The following is a 19,814-nucleotide window of genomic DNA, read 5'->3' as shown; positions in this document are numbered from 1 at the left end:
CAACTGCTCGCCGACCCCCTTGTTGCGGTGGCCGGCGAGCGCGTTGATGTACTGGACAGGTCAGACGGATGCAGCGGTGGCTGCGTTCTTCTGGAGAATCTCGAGCGCTTGGATGAGGTAGGTGCGGAAGACTGCGTGGTTCTCGCTCATCGGGAAGTGACCGATGTCTTTCATCTCGATGAACTGCGCGTTCTTGATTTGCGCGGCCGTTCGGGCGCTGTCTTCCGGCGTGGTCAGGTAGTCGTAGTCGCCGGTCAACATCACGACGGGGCAGCGATCGCCGTCGATCTGAGCGAGCTTGTCGCGCAGATCGTGATCGACCGAGTAGAAGTGCAGGTCGCCCTTGAACGCTTCGGATCCCTGGGTGTAATAGAACCAGGTCTTCCAGCGATCTGCCTCCGGTGACTGGGGAGCCATGAGATCCCACGTGCCGCTGGCGCACACCTGCGCTGCGTTCGCGTGCGGGTGCTGCCACCAGTCGAGGTAGAAGCCAGGCGAGTAGTCGGCACCTTCGACAGGGATGACGCCGGCGAAGCGATCCGGATTGCGCAGCGCAAGCTGCAGGGCGATGTTGCCGCCGAACGAGGATCCCATGAAGATCGGATTCTCGAGTTCGAGCGCATCAACGAGTGCAACGATGAAATTGGCGTAGTGGTCAGCCGAGAGTTTGTATTCCTCGGTCCACCACTCGGTGTTCTCCGGCGGATCGGACTTTCCATGTCGAGGTAGGTCGTAGGCGATGACGCGATAATTCGCGGTGATCTCTTCGTCTTCCAGCAGCCCGCGCCACTGATGGTTGTGAGCCCCGGCGGTGTGCTGGCACACCAAGGGCTGACCGGTGCCGTTCTCCAGGTAGAAGACCTTGTACAGCAGGCCGTCGACGTCGACGTCGACGTAGTGTCCCGTCACCGGGGAAATCTTGCTCATCTCGAGGGTTCCTTCGTTGGGGGGAGATTTTGAACTGGTTTGGGTGGCGCTGGTGAATCAGACCGGCACACCGACAGTGCGGAGCAGTTCGATCTGGCGTGTCACGCACCGCAAGTTCTGCATGAGAACCAGCACGTCGCCTTCGAGCTTCATGTCCCGTTGGAATGAGGCAGCCCAGATCCCGTGGTACATCGGCGCGGGTACGGGCACGCCGAACCCCTGCCAGGTCTTGGCACTGGCCCGGATGGCGAACTGGTACGGGCGGTCGAGGGGGCCGGGATCGACCGTGATGGCGTGTACTTTGCCGGTCGTCATCTCGACGACGAAGGTATGTGTGCCCATGTCCAAGAGGTACGAACAAGTGAAGTACTTGCCGTGCGCCTGGATTTCGGGATCCTGATCCGAGGCCTGCTCGAACGCATCGGCCCACTGCTGGGGGGTCTGAGTGATGGTGGCAGTCATTGTTTTCCTTCGTCGACTTGTGTGCCGGATTATTTCTGGAACGGGGATGATCGAAGGGTGATTGCTAGTGCTTCACCGTCGCGAACATGACACCCATCACACCGACAATCGACGGGTACGTCCAATACCAATGACCCTTCCGATCGATAGGAAACAACTATTGGTGTGCATCTACCTGGCCGAATAGCATCGGCGATGTGCGCTTACCCCTGGAGTTGAGGCCGCTGTCGTACTTCGTGGCGGTGGCGGAGGAACTGCACTTCGGCCGTGCGGCTGCACGGCTCCATATCGCCCAACCATCTCTGAGTGTTCAGATTCGAAAGCTTGAGCACTCTCTGGGGACAGCGCTGTTCATTCGTGACAGCCGTCATGTGGCCCTGACGCCGGCAGGGGTGAGGCTCTTGGAAGGAAGCCGTCAGCTACTCTCGGATGCCGAGCGCATTGCGTCGCTCACCCGGCAAGTCGGCCGCAGTGCGCGCAGCAATCTCGTGATCGGATTCCAGGCGAATGCTGCCGCTGAGCTGACCCCGGACATCCTGTCGGCATTTCGCTCGATGCACCCGGATGTCGAGGTGGAAATGCAATCGTTCGACTTCTCCGACCCCTACGTCGGACTAGGCGACGGCACGGTGGACGTAGCGTTCATCAGGCCGCCCGTCGTCGTTGCGGACTGGCTCGCGCTCGACACCCTTTTCATCGAACCGCGAGTGCTGGTCGTTAGCTCGGACTCCCCTCTTGCGCAACATGATTCGATCAGTGTCGAGGATCTCACAGGTCAGCCATTCGTTGCTCGTCGCAGTACCGACGAGTGGCGTGACTTCTGGCTCGCACTGAGCTCTCGCGATGGGCATGACGTTCGGCTCGGAGCCGAGGTTTCAACGGTCGACGAGTGTTTCGAAGCGATCTTGTCGAAGAAGGGCGTCGCGTTCTCGCAAGCATCGACGCAGCGGTTCTATTCTCGGCCAGGACTAGCGTTCGTTCCTGTCACCGGCATACCACCAACGCCGTTATCTATCGGTTGGCGATCAGACGTCGATTCTCTATTGACTCGCGACTTCGTAGAGGCTGCTCGCAGCGTTGCTACAGCCCGCCCTGTGCCGAATTCATGGATGCCCGCGGTCGAAGGTGTGACCTCCTTGCTCGACCGTTTTCCGGCCAAGCTCACTTCGTAACGTCTCGCCGCGCACTTGAGGATCAGGCTGGCGTATTCAACTGGTCGAAGCAACACGTTGCTGTTGAATTGATCGTAGGTGTTCGTCCCAGGCTTCAGCGGGGGTTCGCCATTGGAGTCGTTTCCGTGGTCGCGTGTTGAGAGCGTGTGCGACTGCCGCGAGATCGTCTGGGCTCCATCGCAAGAGATCAGTTCCCTTCGGAAAGTATTGGCGCAGTAGTCCATTCGCGTTCTCGTTGGTACCTCGTTGCCATGGGCTGTGTGGGTCGGCGAAGTAGACCTTCAGCCCGGTGTCGATGGTGAACTGGGCGTGTGCGGACATTTCCTTTCCTCGGTCCCAGGTCAGCGAGCGTTTGAGTTCGGTGGGCATCGACGCCAGTGCCTGTGCCAACGCTCTGTTCATCGACACCGCTCCGTATCCCGACAGTGCCGGCCCGTTCTTGGTGATCGGTTGCTGTCGCCACCCTTGTTCCCGAGGCAGGTGCACGAGGGTGGTGTATCCGGTTGTGCGCTCGACGACGGTGCCGATCGCGGACCTGTCCGTGCCGATGATGAGATCACCTTCGTGGTGCCCGGGGATCGCACGGTCGTCGGCTTCTTCGGGACGCTCGCTGATGAGTACGTCCGGTGTCACATGGGCCCAGGCAACGCGTTTCGCTCTCGCGCGTGGCATCCGAAGAGCGCGGCCGGTGCGCAGGCACAAGATGAGTTCGCGGCGCAGCGCACCGCGACCCTCGATGAATAGGGACTGGTAGATGGCTTCGTGGCTGATCCGCATGGACTCATCATCCGGGAAATCGATCGGTAGCCGGTGCGAAATCTGCTCAGGGCTCCACGCTTTCACCCATCGGCGGTCCTGACGATGCGGCTTGTTCAAGCCCTTCCATTGCCGTTCGAACGGTCCGGCGACCGCATCGCCGCCCGGCTTGGTGATCTGGCCTGAGAGTCGGTCCTCGACGTAGTGCCGTAACCGATCGTTGGCCGCGAGCTTGGCGGTCTTCGGGCGACGAGCAAACAACTCGGCTTTCCAGTGCGCAACGCTGGCGCGGTACTCGAGCTTGCCGCCACGCGTGGCAGCGTTACGCCGCAGCTCCCGCGAGATCGTCGACGGGCTCCTCCCGATGGCACCCGCTATCGCGCGCACCCCATGGCCTGTGGCGTGCAGGATCGCGATTTCCTCACGCTCTGCCAAAGAGAGGTACCTGCCTGCCGGCGCGGGCCACGAATACGGCGTCATCCCGCCAGCGTGCCGGAACCACCGCTGGCCCACAGGCTGTCCCACGCCGACAGCGTCAGCTGCCTCACGAGGAAGCTTGCCTGTGGCGATCTGGTCCCAAAACTGCCGTTCCTTCGACCGAGGATGGCCCGGCGCTCCCGGTGACCTCATCGGAGCCCTGCCCGTTACTTCCCGCACCCAATCCGATGGACGACCCACAACACCCTCCTGACCTCGAATGTTGCGTCCACCGAATGTCCGCACACGCCCAGTTCACCATCGACACCGGGCTGAAGGTCTACTTCGCCGACCCACACAGCCCATGGCAACGAGGTACCAACGAGAACGCGAATGGACTACTGCGCCAATACTTTCCGAAGGGAACTGATCTCTTGCGATGGAGCCCAGACGATCTCGCGGCAGTCGCACACGCTCTCAACACGCGACCACGGAAACGACTCCAATGGCGAACCCCCGCTGAAGCCTGGGACGAACACCTACGATCAATTCAACAGCAACGTGTTGCTTCGACCAGTTGAATACGCCCGCATGACGAGCCGATACCGACGCAACGCCGCCGCACTGGCTGCATACCTCGCGCGATTCACCACCGACCCAACCCGTCGAACGAAGCCCACACAGCAGATCTCACCGAGGACGAACGAGCCCAGCGCCGACGCCACTACGACCTCGCCACCCAATGGTCCACCGCGCACACCTGACCGAGTCCGACATCGCAGCACTGACACGCATGCGGATCACCTACGGCTTCCCACCCACCCGCTAATTACCCGGAGGGCCACACGCGCGGAGTATGCGTCGCCGGCCGGTGTCTGCGTAACCTGCGGACACTTCAACCCGGCGTACATTTTGAAGTAGAGCCCCCACGAGCCGATGGCCGGGCGGGACTCCACCAGGTGAGACGTCCCGTGTGAGCACACACAGCGCGGGGACCCACATGCCGCACCGGGCTCCACTACTGAGCCCTGCAACTACACCGTAAAACAGTCCGTAGTGTTTGGTCTACCCGAGAGCTGAACGCAGCCGACACAGGCCCCACTTAACAGCCGCCCTGATCGCTCCCGGCATGACGAGGGGCAGCCCTGCGACCCCGAACCCAGGTCCACCGGCACGCTGCATCCACGAGTTCCCTTCCAACTGGAGCAGCGTTCCTTTTTGTGCGCGCGGGACAAAGGACCGCGCCCGCAACAACACTCGTAGAAGTTCACGTCGAGTCATCTACAGCCGGATGTTCGGACGCACCGGAGGCTGTGTATACCGCGAATAACGCCCCCGCGCAGGCCCCCTCCACTGGATCGGTTCGCTGAACAACTCCACCTGCCGCAGGTCACGAAGAAACCCGCTCACGCACTCCCACAACGCATCCGCACACACCGGAGCCGACGGGCCCACCAAACGGATCAACAATCCAAACACGACATCGTCGCCACCACCGACGATCGCCTCGTATGAACCGACCAACACCCGGTCGTCGGGAAACGCACACACAGCTGCCCCAACTCCCGCAGAAACTTCACCCGACAGACATCAACGCTCACACGGCTTCCCCACCCTCCCCAACTCGGTATGGTCGGGCACACCCGATGAACAGACGATAATCATCATTCCGCGGCCCTCGCCCAATACCTCTTCCTAACTGGGACCACGCGTCGCCCTCAACCGTCGGATCCGATATAACGTCCTCGAACAGGCGAGGATGAGAAACATGCAGGATCGAAAGGGCATGCGAATGTCGGTGGCGGACGAAGGATCATTAGGCCCGATAGCGAAAGTCGGTGCCCCGCACCGAGTCGGCGGGTTCCGCTACCACCGCCACGGCGTCCGATGGGAATGGTCGGAGCCGTCGCCCGCGTGCACGGCTACGAACCCGCCGCCATCACACCCACCACCAAACCAATTCTCTCCCAAAAACATCCCGACGACCGAGCGCACATCGCCCACACCCTGCACGCGATCCGCACCACCGGCGGAGCGTTCGGCAGCCGACACCGAATCATCGACACCGCCGGCACCATCCGATCCGTCGTCGTGGTCGGTGACCGCATCACCGACGACCACGGAACCATCGTCGGCAGTACCGGTTTCTACATCGACATCACCAACACCCTCGACGCGGCCGTCTCCGACACCGTCGACGACGTCGTCGCTGCCTCTCGCGGCGCGATCGAATAAATCGAATAAGCCGAAAGCATGCTCATGGCCATCTACGCCATCCCCCACCGACCGAGCCTTCGACGTCCTCGTCTGGCACTCCCAACAAACCAACATCAAAGTCCGCGACATCGCCGAAACACTCCTCGCACGCTTAGCCACCGACTTCACCGTCCCTCCACCGTGCGAACCCGCTTCGACCACATCCTGCTACGCCCCTGACAAATGCAGCCGGAACAACCAGCCGTCTCGAGGGCCCTCGACAAAGCACGATTCAAGATCGTGGCCACCGGCTCGCGCGAATGCATGACCGGCGAAACTGCTGAGAACAAAGAACCCATGACCGCGGCAGAACTGGAAAACTCATTCTCGCACTGGCCTGAAACATCCCCCGCCACATCACTACCTTGGCCGCCCGACAGCACTGGAGGAGCCATCATGAGCACGACCGAACCCGACGTCGCCATCATCGAAACTTCGAGCCTCGGCGATCGCAGCTACCTAATCAGCCATGACGGGGTCGCAGTGGTGATCGATCCACAACGCGATATCGACCGTGTCCTCGCTCTTGTCCAGGAGAAGCACGCCGCGATCACCCAGGTACTGGAAACTCACATTCACAACGACTACGTCACCGGGGGGCTCGAACTCGCGCGCGCCACCGGCGCCCAGTACGTGGTACCGGACGGCGACCCGGTCGAATACGAGCGCCGAGCCGTCGTCGACGGCGATGTCATTGACATGGGAGCGGTCGCGTTCCAGGTCATGCACACCCCCGGCCATACTCACTACCACGTCAGCTACATCCTGCGCCACCGCGGCGAGCCCATCGCGATCTTCACCGGCGGCTCGATGCTCTACGGATCTACCGGCCGAACCGACCTGCTCGGCTCCGAGCACACCGACGAACTCACCCACGCACAGTTCCATTCGGTTCGCCGTATCGCCGACGAACTCCCCGCCGCGGTCAAGGTCTATCCCACCCACGGGTTTGGTAGCTTCTGCTCCGCAACCCCCACCAGCGGAGTTTCCTCGACCATAGGTGAACAACAGCAGTCGAACCCTGCGCTCACCCACGACGAACAAACCTATGTGGAGGAGTTGATCGCGGGACTCTCCACCTATCCCGCGTACTACGCCCACATGGGCGTCATCAACGCCGAGGGGCCGGCCCCGATCGACCTGTCCACGCCCGAGCCTGTCGAGCCCGAGGAACTACGCCGGCGTATCGACACAGGCCAGTGGGTTGTCGATCTGCGAGCGCGCACCGCCTTCGCAGCCGGTCACCTCGATGGATCCCTTGGCTTCGAGCTGTCCGCTACGTTCGTCACCTACCTCGGGTGGCTCTATGAGTGGGGTGTGCCGCTGACACTGATCGGTGAAACAGCCGACCAGATCGCTGACGCCACCCGCGAGTTGGCTCGTATCGGTATCGACAGTCCCTCCGGATCCGCTGTCGGGGAAATTCATTCGCTCGTCGGTGACGGACAAGCGCGGGCCTACGACGTGTCCGATTTCGCCGGACTCGCGGCCGCCTCCGCGGAAGGTAAGGTGACCGTGCTCGACACGCGCCAAGAGTCCGAGTACGCAGATGGCCACATCCCCGGCGCCGTCAACATCCCGCTCCACGAGCTACCGCACCGCCTCGCCGACGTTCCCGACGCAGCCGAAGTGTGGGTGCACTGCGCCTCCGGGTACCGAGCCTCTATCGCAGCCTCGCTGCTCGACCGCGAGCACCGCACTGTCGTGCTGATCGACGAAAATTACGGCCAGGCTGTGGAACTTGGGCTCCAAACAGCGCACACCTGACGACGAGCACCCATCCGAATCCTTAGTCGCACAAGCTGAGTGCGCTATCGGCCAGATTCCCTGACTACGACGTCCTTCCGACAGATAATTCCTGCCGAGCACCCCAGAGAACAACCTGCGCTCAGCGGTCGAGACACCGTTACAAAACAGATTCGTCGTCTGGGGCAGTCGAAAGCGGTGCTGACCGAAGTGACAGCACTATGCGAGTCGCTGACCAGGCCGATCGTTGTGTACCTACATCTTGAGGTCGCCCAAAGCATCTTGTTTGACAAGTGCGGAGAACTGAGCCGAGCCCACGCATAAAAATCGCCCGTTGGCGTACGCCTGCCCGAACTTGGCACACCACCGTCGGATCGACTCATACCTGACCACGACACCGCGTTCGCGCATGATTTCCTCGACCGTCACGGAAGCTGAGCGGGGACCGGAAGCACAACCACGCACGGTGGTTGATGATCTCGACTGGGTAGCGGTGACCTTTGTACGACAGCCTTGCGGTGCTCACCCCACCGATTCTCCCAGTTTGCCGCGTTCAACAATATGACAGTGCCCTATGCGCACAGTGACAGAGGCCATCGAGTGGCGCCCCGGCGGCGGCTGCCGGGTGGTGATCAGATCCGCTTGATGTCGTTGGGGACCCAGTTCCTGTCGAACCAGGGTTTCAGCGGCCCGTAGAGCCGTAGGATCGCGTACCAGCTCTTGGAGGGCACTGTCTGAATCCAGTTGCCACGGCGTTCATTCGGCGGTTCCGGGCCGAAGGTCAGATCGATCGAGCCGTCGTCGTTGTAGACGAGCTCGTCGCGGTCATTCTCACTGCTGCGACTCGGCAGTGGCTGACCGGTTTGCAGCTCCGAGCGGGTCTGGGGATCGTAGGCGATAATCGACCAGAAGTCCTTGGCGGGAACATTCGGGGGGAGCGTGAGGCGATAGTTGTTGCCGCCCTGCAGGAACGCACCGGAGGAGTCGCGTTCGGAGAGCGCGTATTGTGAGCCGGCACCTACCATTTCCAGCGCCATGGCCGGTGTGTTCAAGGTCGCCTGGTAAAAGAACAACGTCCTGGCGTCCATGTTGCGCCCGCCGCGCCCGTCACCGTCGAGCCACTGATAGTCGCCACCCACGAAACCCGTCTTCCAGGTGCGATCCTCGTAATAGTGGGCGCGCGGATCCCTGGTCTGGAAGCAGATCGCGCGGGCAGTGGCGTTGCCGACCGCGGCGGCATCGGCGAGTGTGGCGCGCATCCGCTCATCAGGCTCGAACGGACGGTCCTTGTGGATGCCGATCGAAGCGAGCAGGCCCCGCGTCTCCGGGTCGATCATCTCGATCGGTTCGCGCCTGATCACCTGCGCCATCTCGTCGTAGAACTCCCGATCGTTGGCGTGGATGGTGTTGAACACCTTGCCGGAGAAGGAGCTGAACTCCATCTGAGGGCGATCTTCCGCTCCGGACAGCGGGTAGATCTTGACGCCGTTCTCGAACATCGCTTTCGCCGCATCGGTCTTGCCGTCGACGACGAACCCGCGCAGCGCGAGCAGGTTGGTGTGGCTCGCCGAGTGGGCCACGTGATACCCGTCGGGAATCTCACGGTCGTAGCCAGGAGGGATCAGCAGGTAGTCACCCCCGCTACCACGGTCAGGTCCCGGTGCGCCCATGTCTGTCACGAAGCGGAACCATGCGTCGTTGACGGTGCCGGGCCCGCACCCGGGTGGGATCTGGATGACCGTCGGACCATCACGATCCAGGTCGAGCATCGCGAGCGCGTAGACGGTGTCGGTGTTACCGGTGAGGAACAGCGGGTTGGAATCCAGCAGGCGATCAGCGATCACCATTTTGTGCGCGGCGTCACAGCCGATGCCGGCCAAGCCCGCACGAAGTCCCTCCATCGACGCCGCGGGAACGCATTGCAAAAACACCTCCACAGCACGCACGAAGTCCAGGTGCTCGAACACCTTCGCGGCGGTCTCGTCGCTCGGGAAACCGTCAGTGAACTCCAGCGTCCCGATCCGAGTCTGGACCCGGTCCGGCGTCATGATCTTGCTCGGGATCGACGTGTTGTATCCGTTGGGAATGTCGGCCGACGCGCTTGTGGGTGCCACGTTGATCAGGCCTTGCCCCTTGCCGTGAACGGTACTGCTGCCTGTCATGAATCTTCCTTTTTCTCAGTAAGAATCGCGGTGGGTGTCGGATCGCTCTCAGCTGAGCGACCAACTGTGAAGCTCGGTGCGGGCGGTGCCGTTGTCGCCGAGGTGAAAGATCGCGACACCAGCGGGGTGGAAGACGAACGGAGGGAAGGGGTCCGCTTCGAACGTCGTCAGATCCTCGAGCGGGGCTTGCCCCACCGTGACGTGCGCCATGTAGTGCTCACCGCTGTGGACGGGCACGTAGGACTCCACGTAGTGCAGGGTGTCGGCGTTGATATCCGGTTCGGCCTCGGAGGTCACGTATGCCGCCGCTGTCCCGTCAGAGCCCGTGTACAGCTCGAGCGCGGTGATCAGCGCGGACTGCAGGTCGATGACGGCCGGGCTGGCCTGCACAAGCAGACCAGCGAGCCCCACTCCCGGTGTCGCCGCCATCTCCATGTGTGCGAGCTTCACGCCCGTGAACTCCAAGGTCGCGACCGGAGCGGCGGTGAGCGCCTCACCGACGACGCGGTACACGTCCTCGAGGTGGGCGGTATGGACGTAGCGCTGCAGAAGGGTGATGTGCGGAGTGTGCGAGGAGTCCAACGCGAAGCCGCTTGCCAGCTTCTTGCGGACACGCGCGTTCCACTCTTTCGCGTGGGTGATCATCGTGTCATCCGGAAGGATCAGGATGTCGATCGCGGTGAGTTCGGTCATCGGCGTCTCCGTTTCGTTTCGGCTGGTCACAGGAAGACCACGCTCCAGTCATCTTTGATGCTCACGCTGGTCCAGCCGTTGGTCTTCGCGGAGGCCTGCGAGCGTTCGGCGCCCTCTACGTACGCGAATTCTCGTTCGTCATCGTCGTGGACGATCAGCAGCGAGAACTTCGCGGACTCGAGCATCTCGATGTCGACGTCGGCGTTGCCGCCGGCGAGTGCGGGCATGCGGCCCCCATAGGCGAAGATGTGCTCCGGTTTTCCGGGTCCGAGTGCCAGGCCGCCCAGGACCTCGCCACCGCGGCGGATCTCTCCGTCCTTGTACTCGTACACGGGCGAGGTGCCGATGACGTGTTCGCGGGGGATGCCCAGCGCTGACTCCGAGAAGGCCCGCATGAACTCGCGGCCGCCTCCCGAGCAGACGAACACGCGGAAGTCGTTCGCTGCGAGCAGGTCGAACAGATCGAGCATGGGCTGATACACGAGCTCGGTGTAGGGCCGAGAGAACTTCTCAGACTGCTTCGCCCGCAGGTAGGCCAGCACCTCGGACTCGAACTCAGAGGGTGTCGTGCCGAGCCAAGTGTGTGCCAGAGCCTGTTCGAGCGCCAGGATCGCATCCGGCTGCTGCTGGCCGACGGCGGCGAAGAACGCGTTGTCATGGCTGAGGATCGCTTTGTACGGCTCCTTGGCAGCGAGCTCGGGGTCACCGGACGCTGCCCGTGCCAGAGAGCGGAAGATGAAGTCGAGCTGCACGGGGAGCGGCTGCTCGATCCAGAGGGTCCCGTCATTGTCGAACCGCGATCCGGTCGGCGAGTTCGATGTAGCCGTCGCCGGGCGTGGTCGCCGTGGCCACGAAAGCCTCGATCGCCCGCTTGGTCTCGCCCTCGTTCCAGCTCTTCAATGTGCCAGTCATACGACTCTCCTCATATGTGGTCAGAGCGGATGAGGGCCACGACGATCAGCACGTTCAGGATGCGTTTCATTACCGTCACACCGTCCGACCCGCGGGCACGTCCCCGTGCTTGCCATGCTGCCCTATCGTGGGGAGGTTCCGGAGGAGAATCGCGGGCGCACCCGTGCGGGTATCGCGCCCGTGACCACCGGGTGGCGGTGGTAGCCGTACGGGTCACTCGTCGGTGTCGGTGTCGGTGTCGGTGGTGAGGGCGGTACGGGCGTCGACGTGGCCGAGGGCGGTGACCGCGATCAGGGTGAGACCGGCGAGGATGTCATTGATGGCGGACGGAGTGGCCCCGGTGCCGAGGCCGTAGCCTAGTAGCAGCGAGACGATCAGCCCTCCAGCCGGCCAGCCCGCCGAGAGTGGACGCGATCAGCACCCGCAGCGGTGCCGTCAACCCCACGAGACCGAGGACGGCAACCGCGACCCCGACGAGGATCTCTTTCCAGCGGGCAAAGGACCAGAAATCTGTACCGGACTCGTGCCAGAGGAACGGCGACACTGGCAGCTCGTGCGGACCGCGCACCAGGATTCACCCCTAGAAACGGGCTCAAGGCCCGGCGCGGATGAGCGCAGGGGCGAACCCGCCCGGAGTGCGCGAGGGCGGACCACACTTACGAGCATGGCCGGCTGGACGCACACGCACACGCTCGAGACTATGCTGCTGTTGTTGCTGGTCACGATCGTTCTCGCGGTCGTGGCGGCGTAAATGATCCTGCGCTGACCGGGAAGGGCCCCGGTAGCCACTCTCGGTGACGCGCGGGGTGCAGTCGGGTGCGCACAGAAGGTCATCGCGATCGGCACCCCGGCTCGATCAAGAGGTGAGGGTCTGATCGCCGTCGTCGACCCACCGGATCCAGCCGCCTTCGAAGTTGGTCTGCCGGCGGCTTGGGACGGCGACCTCTTCGGAGGCGGGGAACCCGAAGCGGCCGTTCTCGAAACGGCGAAGATCGCCCCGTACACCGGGTGGGTGCCGGTGGCCGCCAAATAGATGTTGCCCTCCTGGAATCGGTTGAACCGTCCAGCCCCGTTCGGGGGATCAGCTCACCGCCGACCGGCCACCCGACCGCGGAGGTGGGCCCGCCGAGGTCGGAATACTCGATGCCGATCTGATACGACAATTGGCAGCCTGCGCGCCCGCTGCGTATATGCAACAGCGAAGCCCACACAAACGCGGCTCCTCGTGCGTCACGGCGTCAGCGACCTAGAACGAGAGTGTCTAGCAGAATGTAGGCGGCGACGACGAAGACCAAGTAGGCGAACCAGTGCTGGAGTTTGTCGGTGTCGATGCGGTTGCCGAACCGCCCGGCGATTAGGGACGCGACGATCGCAGCTCCGGCGAAGCTGATCGTGATGGCCGGGTCGATGGTGACACCGCCACCCAGGTGCGAGATCAAGCTGGCGGTCGAGTTCGCGACGATGATCAGAAGTGATGTTCCGATCGCGATCTGCATGTCGATACCCAACATAAGCACCAGCGCGGGGATGATGAGGAATCCGCCGCCGACGCCGAACAGTCCCGTCAGAACGCCGACGACGAATCCGGCGGGGATTGCGCGAGGTGCGCAGCGGCGCCAGTTGATGCCGGAATCCCCTACACTGCAGGCGGTCCCGGTATTTCCGCGGTCGGCGAGCATACGTGCACCGGCTACGATCATGACGACGGCGAACCCGACCATGACGGCGGCCTGCGGTAGCAGTCGCCCTAAGGCGCTGCCGAGGAAGGTGGCGGGGATGCCGGCGGCGGCGAACACCGCCGCCAGCCGCCACTGCAGAAGATGTGCGCGGACTTTGGGAACGGCGCCGACCGCCGAGGCGACGCCGACCACGATCAGTGAGATCGGGACCGCCCGGTCGATGTCGAGGCCGAGCGCGAATACCAGGACCGGTACGGAGAGGATGGATCCGCCGCCGCCGAGGAGTCCGAGAAGGATGCCGATGACAGCGCCGGCCGCGAGTGCGATTGCGAGGGTCATCGGAATCCGTTTCCGTTTATTGGTAGCCGGCTGTCTTCCGCGTGGTCACGAGTCAGTGTGGTTGCGTGGTAAGTGAATCGAGCGCAGCTTGCAGTCTGGTGCTCGCTTGGTCGGCGACTGCCTGCAGTGCCGGCTCACCGGTGACTTCGGCCATGAGGGCGGGGTTCATCGCATCAACAATGACGCTGTTCGTTGCCGTGCGGTCGGCGCGCACGACGACGTTGCACGGCAGCAGTAGTCCGATCTGACGCATGACGTCGACGGCGCGATGCGCCAACGGCGGGTTGCAGGCGCCGAGGATGAGGTAATCCTCGATGTCTTCGTCAAGTTTGGCTTTGAGGGTCGCTTTCATGTCGATCTCGGTGAGTATCCCGAAGCCCTGATCGGCCAGGGCCTTGCGGGTGCGTTCGACAGCGTCGTCGAAGGTGGTGTTCAGGGTGGTCGTGAGAGCGAGTTGCATGATCTACGTCCTTTTTCCGGGATTGGGGGTCTGGGATCGGTCAGCGGGTGCCGAGACATGGGATGCCGAGGCGTTGAAGTATCAGGCTCATCGGGCACCACCCTACTGCGCTGTAGAGCAGGAGATTCGCGGCGACGAACGCGGTGAGAAGCGGCCACCAGATGGAGAAGATGAGGGTCAGCGCCACACTGAGCAGGACGACCACCCCGCCCAGCAGGGGAACGATCCGTTCGATGGTCCAGCCGTGGTGCCGAGGGAGGGCTGTCATGATCTGTTCCTTCCGTTCATTGTCCTCGATCGTCGCCTCGGACTCAGGCGAGCGCGAGGAAGAGCTTTTCGAGTTCGGCTTCGGTCATCGGTTCCTTGCCGTTCGCGGTATCACCGGTCATACATTCACGCAGACCGGTAGCGACAATCTTGAAGCCTGCGCGATCCAATGCACTCGACACCGCCGCGAGTTGGGTGACCACGTCCTTGCAGTCGCGGCCCTGCTCGATCATCGAGATCACCCCGGCGAGTTGACCGTGAGCACGGCGGAGCCGGTTGAGTACCAATGCGATGCTGTCGTCGTCGCCGACCATGGGATTTCCTTCCGAGGGTGAATCAGCAACCTCAAATATACCCCTATGGGTATGCCCAGGTGGGTGGTTCGGGAGATCTGTGCGTCACAGCTGCCGAACCACCCCCGGACCCTGTCAGTGCGAAAAACTTATGTTGGGCAATACCTTTCGCAACCACGCCGGGGACCACCATGCGGCGTGTCCGGTCAACCGCAGGAGCACCGGCAACAGGATGAGCCGGATCAGGACTGCGTCGAGTAGGACAGCAACACCGAGAATGATGCCCATTTCCTTCGGCGGTAGCGGGTCAGCGAGCGCGAAGGTGAAGAACACTGCCACCATCACCGCGGCGGCGGCGAAGATCACTCGTCCGGAATGAGCCAGACCTGCGATGTGGGCGACCTTCGGGTCCCCGGATCGTTCGTAGTGTTCTTTTGCCGTGGCGAGGAGGAACACGGTGTAGTCCATGGCGATCGCGAAGATCATTGCGAAGAAGAACACCGGCCCCCAGCCGTCGAGGAAGCCTTGCGGAGTGAAGCCGAGCAGGGATGCACCGTGCCCGTCCTGGAAGATCAACTTCGCGACCCCGAATGCGGCTGCGGTGGAGAGCAGGCTGACCACGGTGCCCAGGACGGCGATCAACGGCGCCTGCAGCGCCACCAGAAGCAACACGAACCCGAGTACCAGGATGATACCGACGATGAGTGGGAAGTAGTCGTTCAGCGCTTGCTGCAGATCGAGGTTCTCCGCCGGTGCGCCGCCCACGAGTGCACCCGAGGGGAGGTCTGCACGCAAGGTGTCGAGGATAGTGCCTATCTGTGCATCCGATGGGTCGACGGTCGGCATGGCCTGCAGCATCACATAGTCACTGCCGTCTGGGGCGGGCTGCGGCGGAGTGACCATGGCGATGCCGTCGACCGAGGAAGCGGTCTGCGCCGTCTGCGAGGCTTCGGCGGCGGGAGCGATGATCTGCAACATGCCCGGTGCACCCTCACCCATCTGGGCCTGGACGAGTTCGTATCCTTGGCGGACCGGGGCGTCGGCGGGGACGACTTCGATGGAAGGCATCGCTACCTTGAGACCGAGCACCGGGATCGACAGCGCGATCAGTACCAGGACAGAACCGATAGCGAACGGCCACGGGTGCTTGTGCAGCAGTTCACCCCATGCGGCGAACTTCGGCGAGCGGTGTTCTTGCCGCTTGGCGTAGGGCAGGGATCCACCATTGACCTTGGTGCCGAGTTTCCCGAGCACTGCTGGCAACAGAGTCATCGAGGCGAGAAGGACGAAGAAGACGGCGATCATGATGCCGATCGCCATCGTCCGCACCGCGGGGGCCGGAACGAGAAGGACGGCAGACAAACTGACCAGCACTGTGATTCCGGACAGGACAACGGCTTTGCCCGCGGTGTCCATGGTTTCCGCCACAGCTGCCTGCTTGGAGGTGGCATGCGCGATCGCGTCGCGGAAGCGGGCGACGATGAACAGGGCATAGTCGATACCGAGGGCGAGAGCGAACATCATCGCGAAGTTCATCGCCCACACCGAGATCGGAGTGACTTGGTTGAGCAGGACCAGGCCACCTGCGGAGGCGACGAGGCCGGCCAGGGTCAACAGCAACGGGAGCCCTGCGGCGACGAGGGACCCGAACGCGAGCACCATGATCGCGAGGGTGACCGGCCAGGAGAACAGTTCGGCCTGAATCATCGCGTCGTGGTTCGCTTTGTTGAAATCACTCCACAGTACCGAAGCACCGGTCGGGTAGACCTCGATGCCGTCACCGGACAGAGCGGTCAACTGCCCCTTGAGATCGTCGACGGCCTTGACCATCTCGTCGGTGGACGCGTTCGCGCCCGCGATGAGAATTCCGGTGTGCCCGTCTGGGCTGATGGACATTCCCGGTTGCGGTGCGATGATCGCACCGAAACGGGTGTCCCCGGCGAAGACATCCGCGACCGCGGTGAGGGTGCGCTGCACTTCGGGACTGTCGACGGTGTGGTCGTCGGAATGGACCACGACCTGGACCGCGGCCGAGGAGTTACCGCCGAAGTGTTCCTGTGCCAGTTCGCGAACCTGGACCGATTCGGACCCGTTGGCTTGCCACCCGGCGCCCGCGAGGGAACTGAACACCGATGGTGCGGCCGCACCGAGGGCGACGAGGACGATCAGCCAGACACCGATCACCCATTTCGCATTGCCTGCCATGGCCGCGCCCATACGCCCGAGCACTCCGCCGGAGGATCGAGACGCCGACGTAACGCGTTCCTCGACAGTAGATTTGCCGGTCATTGATTGACTCCTGAAGATGGGGTGAATGGGAGTGACGTGCGCAGCAGTGTCCGGCGCACCGGTCAGCGGCCGAAAATGGACCGGAAGAACCCGGAACCCGGATCAGGAGCAGGAGTGCAGGTGCAGCGCCGCGCTTTCGGGACACCTGCCATGACCTGCTCGGAATGCTGGCCGCACCCTGCCCAGGTGGTCTTGGAGCAGGAAGAACATGCCGTGGGGTAACACATCTGGTTTCTCCTTGTCAGAGCCGTACCGCCTATGGGGCACGAGAGTTTCAGCGATCAGGCACTATTCGGACGACCGCTCGACCCAAGCCGTGTATCCGCCGACCAGGTCGCTGACGTTCTCGATGCCGTTGGCCCGCAACAGTGATGCAGCGACGGACGAGCGCCAACCGCCGGCGCAGTGCACAACGATGGGCCGGCTTCGTGGCAGGTCCGCGATCTGGGAGCGGAGCTGGGCGAGCGGAATCGATTGCGCACCGTCGATGACCCCGAAGTCGCGCTCGCCGGGATTTCGGATGTCGATCAAGGTCACTGCATCCGAATCCAGGAGCCCCTCCAGTTCGACCACAGCAGTACGCGGAGCGGTACGGACAAGGTCGGTGAGCGAGTTCGGAAAGATCCCGTCGACGCCGACAGTGAGGTACCCGGCTGCGTTGTCGGATCCGATGCGCGCCAAACGCATCGCCGCATCTTGTTCCTCACCCGGATAGGTGATGAGTACGATGCGCTCGCCGATATCGGCGACCATGCCACCGGTTTCAGCGAACCTGCCGTCGAATCCGACATTGATCGAGCCTCGCAGATGCCCGCCGGCGAAGTCGTCCGGAGTGCGGGCGTCGAGAATGCGAGTTCCGATGGCCATTTCCGTCCGGAGCTCCTCCGATGTCAGCTCGGGTATGCGCCGATTTTGTTCGAGGAGAGCGCGATTCGACCTGTTCAGGGTCACATCGGTAGAAAAGTACCGCGGCACCGCAGGCTGACCGTCGGTGATCAGAGCAACGAACGTATCTTCGCTCATCGGCTGCACTGACGGGTTCGTGCGGCGCTGCTCGCCGATGGTGGAGGTCAACTCGGAGGAGAGGTTCTTGCCGCAGGAGGATCCCGCGCCGTGGGCCGGCATCACGGTCACCTCATCGGACAAGGTCAGAAGCGTCTCGTGGACTGTGCGGTACATCGCCCGAGCCAGGTCGGTGTTGGTGCCGTCGCCGAGGTTTGCAAGGTCGGGGCGACCGACATCGCCGATGAACAGCGAATCCCCGGTCAGCACAGCGGAAGGCGCGGCATGTGAATTTTCCCGCACCAGCAGACTGATCGACTCCCAGGTGTGACCGGGAGTGGACAGGATCTCGATGTCCGTCTCCCCCAGCGTCAGGTGTTCGCCATGGCGCAGTCGGCGGATCGGGAAGTCGGTGTCCGCGGTTTCACCGAAGCCGATCCACGCACCGGTCGCCTCGAGCAATTCGAGGTGGCCGGAGACGAAGTCCGCATGAAAGTGCGTGTTGACGACACCCTCGATGGTCAGACCGTAGCGGGCTGCGTCCTCGAGGTATTCGGTGATGTCGCGGCGCGGGTCGACCACGATGGCACGGCCGGTGCTCTCGTCACCGATCAGGTACGACGCATGCGAGAGGCACTCGATGTAGTACTGCTCGAGGAGCATGGAAACAACCTTTCTTGCGGTGCCGAGTCGGATAAACACAGTGTGCCAGATACCCCCAGGGGTATGTCAAGTTACCCCAGGGGGTATCCGGGTGAAGGGGTGGACGCCTGGACGGATCGATCGAAACAATCGCCGCGAAAACAGGAACGGGACGGGCGAGAGCAATACCTTGCTATGCAATCCCAGCATCATCTGAAGCGCCGAATGGTTCGTCGGTGACAGCACCACCTGAGCGAGAACGGCTTTCATGAAACATCACCCCATCGCGAGGTGCGGATGTCCAGCACTTCGAAGGGCACTGTCAAGTTGCTGAGATCGCCTGGTCTGGGGCGATCCGGTGATGTCGTCGACGTACAGGGGGTTCTGGTTCCCGTGGGAGATCATTGCTGCAATGGTGTGGCTCTACCACCGATACACCCTCTCGTTCCGCGACATCAAGTTGCGGATGGCCGAGCGGGGGTCGGTGTCTCGAACGAAACGATCTGCACCTGTTGCGTCCGGTTCGGGGCCGGGTACGCCCGCCGGCTGCCGCGGAAACGCCCCGACCAGCCGACAAGTGACATCTCGACGAGGTGTTCTTGAAGATCAATGGCGTGCAAAAGCATGTGTGGCGGGGATTGGACCAGGACGGAAACGTCATCGACACCTGATCCAATCGAAGCGAGACGGGAGGGCTGCGAGCAGGTTCTTTCGCATACTCCTCAAACATCAGTGCCACCCACCGCGAGTGCTGATCACTGACAGACTCGGCTCCTACCGGGTTGCGGACCGCAGGCGATGGCGAAAACTGAGCGCCGCAGAACAAGTATTCGAACAACAGGTGCGAAGAATCCCAATAACCACCGCAGCGAGAACTGACAATGAAAGGGTTCCCCACCGTTCGGCTCGGCCCAGCGGTTTCTGTCCTCAGTCAGTCGGATCTCCGCACTTTCACCCGCCCCGTCGCCGCATGACCGCGACCGACTACCCGGGCCGAACTGGCCATCCGATTCGAGGTGTGGGATCGGCTCACCGAGCAGACCCTCGCCGCCTGACCGACCACTACATGTGAGGGCTACTGCGTCCGAAAACTACTGCACTCCAAACAACTTGACAACACCTCCCGATTTCACCTCCTCTCCGGACAAGTGGGCGTTCATCGTGGCACTGGTCGCGCTGGCAGCCGGGTCTTGTCAATCAACTCCACGAAGATGGGCAGACTGCCCGGGGTGTTTACTCGGTGACCACAGTTGCCCGCCGCCGGAAACGTCGCCTTGGGATTGGCATTCGGAGTCGGTCACGAAAACTTTGGCAGCACTCTCCAATTGGTGGTGAACATC

General features: G+C 62.6%; 18 protein-coding genes and 2 pseudogenes. 5 read left to right on the top strand and 15 right to left on the bottom strand.

Translation table 11 applies throughout. The annotated features are described in order from the left end of the window. Positions 1 to 60: 60 nt before the first annotated feature. Positions 61 to 927: an alpha/beta fold hydrolase gene (locus M0639_RS32205; RefSeq protein WP_058228533.1), complete on the bottom strand. Its 867-nt coding sequence runs from the start codon at positions 925 to 927 to the stop codon at positions 61 to 63. Positions 928 to 984: 57 nt separating this feature from the next. Then, positions 985 to 1,389: a hypothetical protein gene (locus M0639_RS32200; RefSeq protein WP_003941837.1), complete on the bottom strand. Its 405-nt coding sequence runs from the start codon at positions 1,387 to 1,389 to the stop codon at positions 985 to 987. Positions 1,390 to 1,586: 197 nt separating this feature from the next. On the opposite strand from M0639_RS32200, the gene M0639_RS32195 reads away from it, so the two are divergent. Further along, positions 1,587 to 2,561 (top strand): LysR family transcriptional regulator, encoded by a 975-nt coding sequence (locus M0639_RS32195; protein ID WP_042926698.1) that lies wholly within the window; start codon positions 1,587 to 1,589, stop codon positions 2,559 to 2,561. A 36-nt stretch (positions 2,562 to 2,597) separates the two neighbouring features. On the opposite strand, the gene M0639_RS32190 is transcribed toward M0639_RS32195, so the two are convergent. Then, on the bottom strand, positions 2,598 to 3,947 hold the full coding sequence (locus tag M0639_RS32190) for an IS30 family transposase (RefSeq protein WP_248671248.1): 1,350 nt from the start codon (positions 3,945 to 3,947) through the stop codon (positions 2,598 to 2,600). Positions 3,948 to 4,030: 83 nt separating this feature from the next. Between M0639_RS32190 and M0639_RS32185 the strand changes: the two are divergent. The 3 genes and pseudogenes from M0639_RS32185 to M0639_RS32175 form a co-directional block, all read left to right on the top strand. Then, positions 4,031 to 4,315, top strand: a pseudogene (locus M0639_RS32185) (IS30 family transposase); the annotation flags it as partial. Positions 4,316 to 5,621: 1,306 nt separating this feature from the next. After that, the gene (locus M0639_RS32180) at positions 5,622 to 5,969 is read left to right on the top strand and encodes a PAS domain-containing protein (protein ID WP_231915177.1); all 348 of its coding nucleotides are present in this window, start codon (positions 5,622 to 5,624) and stop codon (positions 5,967 to 5,969) included. 417 nt (positions 5,970 to 6,386) lie between these two features. Continuing rightward, entirely contained in the window at positions 6,387 to 7,757 is a 1,371-nt protein-coding gene (locus M0639_RS32175) for an MBL fold metallo-hydrolase (protein WP_064074879.1), read from the top strand. A gap of 312 nt (positions 7,758 to 8,069) precedes the next feature. Here the strand turns inward: M0639_RS32175 and M0639_RS32170 are convergent. The 12 genes and pseudogenes from M0639_RS32170 to M0639_RS32120 all read right to left on the bottom strand — a co-directional run. Then, a pseudogene (locus tag M0639_RS32170) lies at positions 8,070 to 8,262 on the bottom strand (IS6 family transposase); the annotation flags it as partial. Between the two features lie 106 nt (positions 8,263 to 8,368). Further along, positions 8,369 to 9,898 carry a DUF1254 domain-containing protein gene (locus tag M0639_RS32165; RefSeq protein ID WP_064074844.1) on the bottom strand — a complete coding sequence of 510 codons (1,530 nt, stop codon included), beginning with the start codon at positions 9,896 to 9,898 and terminating at the stop codon, positions 8,369 to 8,371. Positions 9,899 to 9,946: 48 nt separating this feature from the next. Then, positions 9,947 to 10,591: a hypothetical protein gene (locus M0639_RS32160; protein ID WP_064074878.1), complete on the bottom strand. Its 645-nt coding sequence runs from the start codon at positions 10,589 to 10,591 to the stop codon at positions 9,947 to 9,949. A 26-nt stretch (positions 10,592 to 10,617) separates the two neighbouring features. Beyond that, on the bottom strand, positions 10,618 to 11,343 hold the full coding sequence (locus M0639_RS32155; protein WP_231915176.1) for a haloacid dehalogenase-like hydrolase: 726 nt from the start codon (positions 11,341 to 11,343) through the stop codon (positions 10,618 to 10,620). Positions 11,344 to 11,374: 31 nt separating this feature from the next. After that, entirely contained in the window at positions 11,375 to 11,503 is a 129-nt protein-coding gene (locus tag M0639_RS35035; protein ID WP_269454960.1) for a hypothetical protein, read from the bottom strand. Between the two features lie 435 nt (positions 11,504 to 11,938). Next, a complete protein-coding gene (locus tag M0639_RS32150) occupies positions 11,939 to 12,538 on the bottom strand; it encodes a hypothetical protein (protein WP_231915185.1) in 600 nt (199 codons plus the stop codon). A 203-nt stretch (positions 12,539 to 12,741) separates the two neighbouring features. After that, a complete protein-coding gene (locus tag M0639_RS32145) occupies positions 12,742 to 13,521 on the bottom strand; it encodes a sulfite exporter TauE/SafE family protein (RefSeq protein ID WP_064074843.1) in 780 nt (259 codons plus the stop codon). Positions 13,522 to 13,573: 52 nt separating this feature from the next. After that, positions 13,574 to 13,981, bottom strand: coding sequence for a DUF302 domain-containing protein (locus M0639_RS32140; RefSeq protein ID WP_064074842.1), 408 nt, complete (start codon positions 13,979 to 13,981; stop codon positions 13,574 to 13,576). A gap of 40 nt (positions 13,982 to 14,021) precedes the next feature. Beyond that, positions 14,022 to 14,249: a YgaP family membrane protein gene (locus M0639_RS32135; protein ID WP_064074841.1), complete on the bottom strand. Its 228-nt coding sequence runs from the start codon at positions 14,247 to 14,249 to the stop codon at positions 14,022 to 14,024. Positions 14,250 to 14,292: 43 nt separating this feature from the next. Next, positions 14,293 to 14,562: a metal-sensitive transcriptional regulator gene (locus tag M0639_RS32130; protein ID WP_064074840.1), complete on the bottom strand. Its 270-nt coding sequence runs from the start codon at positions 14,560 to 14,562 to the stop codon at positions 14,293 to 14,295. 114 nt (positions 14,563 to 14,676) lie between these two features. Beyond that, positions 14,677 to 16,830 carry an MMPL family transporter gene (locus tag M0639_RS32125; RefSeq protein ID WP_082893234.1) on the bottom strand — a complete coding sequence of 718 codons (2,154 nt, stop codon included), beginning with the start codon at positions 16,828 to 16,830 and terminating at the stop codon, positions 14,677 to 14,679. Positions 16,831 to 17,118: 288 nt separating this feature from the next. Continuing rightward, complete coding sequence (locus M0639_RS32120; RefSeq protein ID WP_064074838.1) at positions 17,119 to 18,495, bottom strand: MBL fold metallo-hydrolase; 1,377 nt, start codon at positions 18,493 to 18,495, stop codon at positions 17,119 to 17,121. 572 nt (positions 18,496 to 19,067) lie between these two features. Here M0639_RS32120 and M0639_RS35130 point away from each other — a divergent pair. Beyond that, a complete protein-coding gene (locus tag M0639_RS35130; protein WP_331712742.1) occupies positions 19,068 to 19,145 on the top strand; it encodes a hypothetical protein in 78 nt (25 codons plus the stop codon). The last annotated feature ends 669 nt before the right edge of the window (positions 19,146 to 19,814 follow it).

The sequence above is a fragment of the Rhodococcus qingshengii JCM 15477 genome (genome assembly GCF_023221595.1).
Classification (GTDB): domain Bacteria; phylum Actinomycetota; class Actinomycetes; order Mycobacteriales; family Mycobacteriaceae; genus Rhodococcus_F; species Rhodococcus_F qingshengii.
Note: the sequence above shows the minus strand (reverse complement) of the source record. Positions and strands in the feature narration are given on the sequence as shown.

What these genes read in the sequence shown, in the direction of transcription:
- M0639_RS32125 (WP_082893234.1), bottom strand. Translation starts at nt 16,830, where the DNA reads ATGACCGGCAAATCTACTGTCGAGGAACGCGTTACGTCGGCGTCTCGA.
- M0639_RS32130 (WP_064074840.1), bottom strand. Translation starts at nt 14,562, where the DNA reads ATGGTCGGCGACGACGACAGCATCGCATTGGTACTCAACCGGCTCCGC.
- M0639_RS32145 (WP_064074843.1), bottom strand. Translation starts at nt 13,521, where the DNA reads ATGACCCTCGCAATCGCACTCGCGGCCGGCGCTGTCATCGGCATCCTT.
- M0639_RS32160 (WP_064074878.1), bottom strand. Translation starts at nt 10,591, where the DNA reads ATGACCGAACTCACCGCGATCGACATCCTGATCCTTCCGGATGACACG.
- M0639_RS32135 (WP_064074841.1), bottom strand. Translation starts at nt 14,249, where the DNA reads ATGACAGCCCTCCCTCGGCACCACGGCTGGACCATCGAACGGATCGTT.
- M0639_RS32190 (WP_248671248.1), bottom strand. Translation starts at nt 3,947, where the DNA reads ATGAGGTCACCGGGAGCGCCGGGCCATCCTCGGTCGAAGGAACGGCAG.
- M0639_RS35035 (WP_269454960.1), bottom strand. Translation starts at nt 11,503, where the DNA reads ATGACTGGCACATTGAAGAGCTGGAACGAGGGCGAGACCAAGCGGGCG.
- M0639_RS32200 (WP_003941837.1), bottom strand. Translation starts at nt 1,389, where the DNA reads ATGACTGCCACCATCACTCAGACCCCCCAGCAGTGGGCCGATGCGTTC.
- M0639_RS32175 (WP_064074879.1), top strand. Translation starts at nt 6,387, where the DNA reads ATGAGCACGACCGAACCCGACGTCGCCATCATCGAAACTTCGAGCCTC.
- M0639_RS32165 (WP_064074844.1), bottom strand. Translation starts at nt 9,898, where the DNA reads ATGACAGGCAGCAGTACCGTTCACGGCAAGGGGCAAGGCCTGATCAAC.
- M0639_RS32120 (WP_064074838.1), bottom strand. Translation starts at nt 18,495, where the DNA reads ATGCTCCTCGAGCAGTACTACATCGAGTGCCTCTCGCATGCGTCGTAC.
- M0639_RS32140 (WP_064074842.1), bottom strand. Translation starts at nt 13,981, where the DNA reads ATGCAACTCGCTCTCACGACCACCCTGAACACCACCTTCGACGACGCT.
- M0639_RS32205 (WP_058228533.1), bottom strand. Translation starts at nt 927, where the DNA reads ATGAGCAAGATTTCCCCGGTGACGGGACACTACGTCGACGTCGACGTC.
- M0639_RS32180 (WP_231915177.1), top strand. Translation starts at nt 5,622, where the DNA reads ATGGGAATGGTCGGAGCCGTCGCCCGCGTGCACGGCTACGAACCCGCC.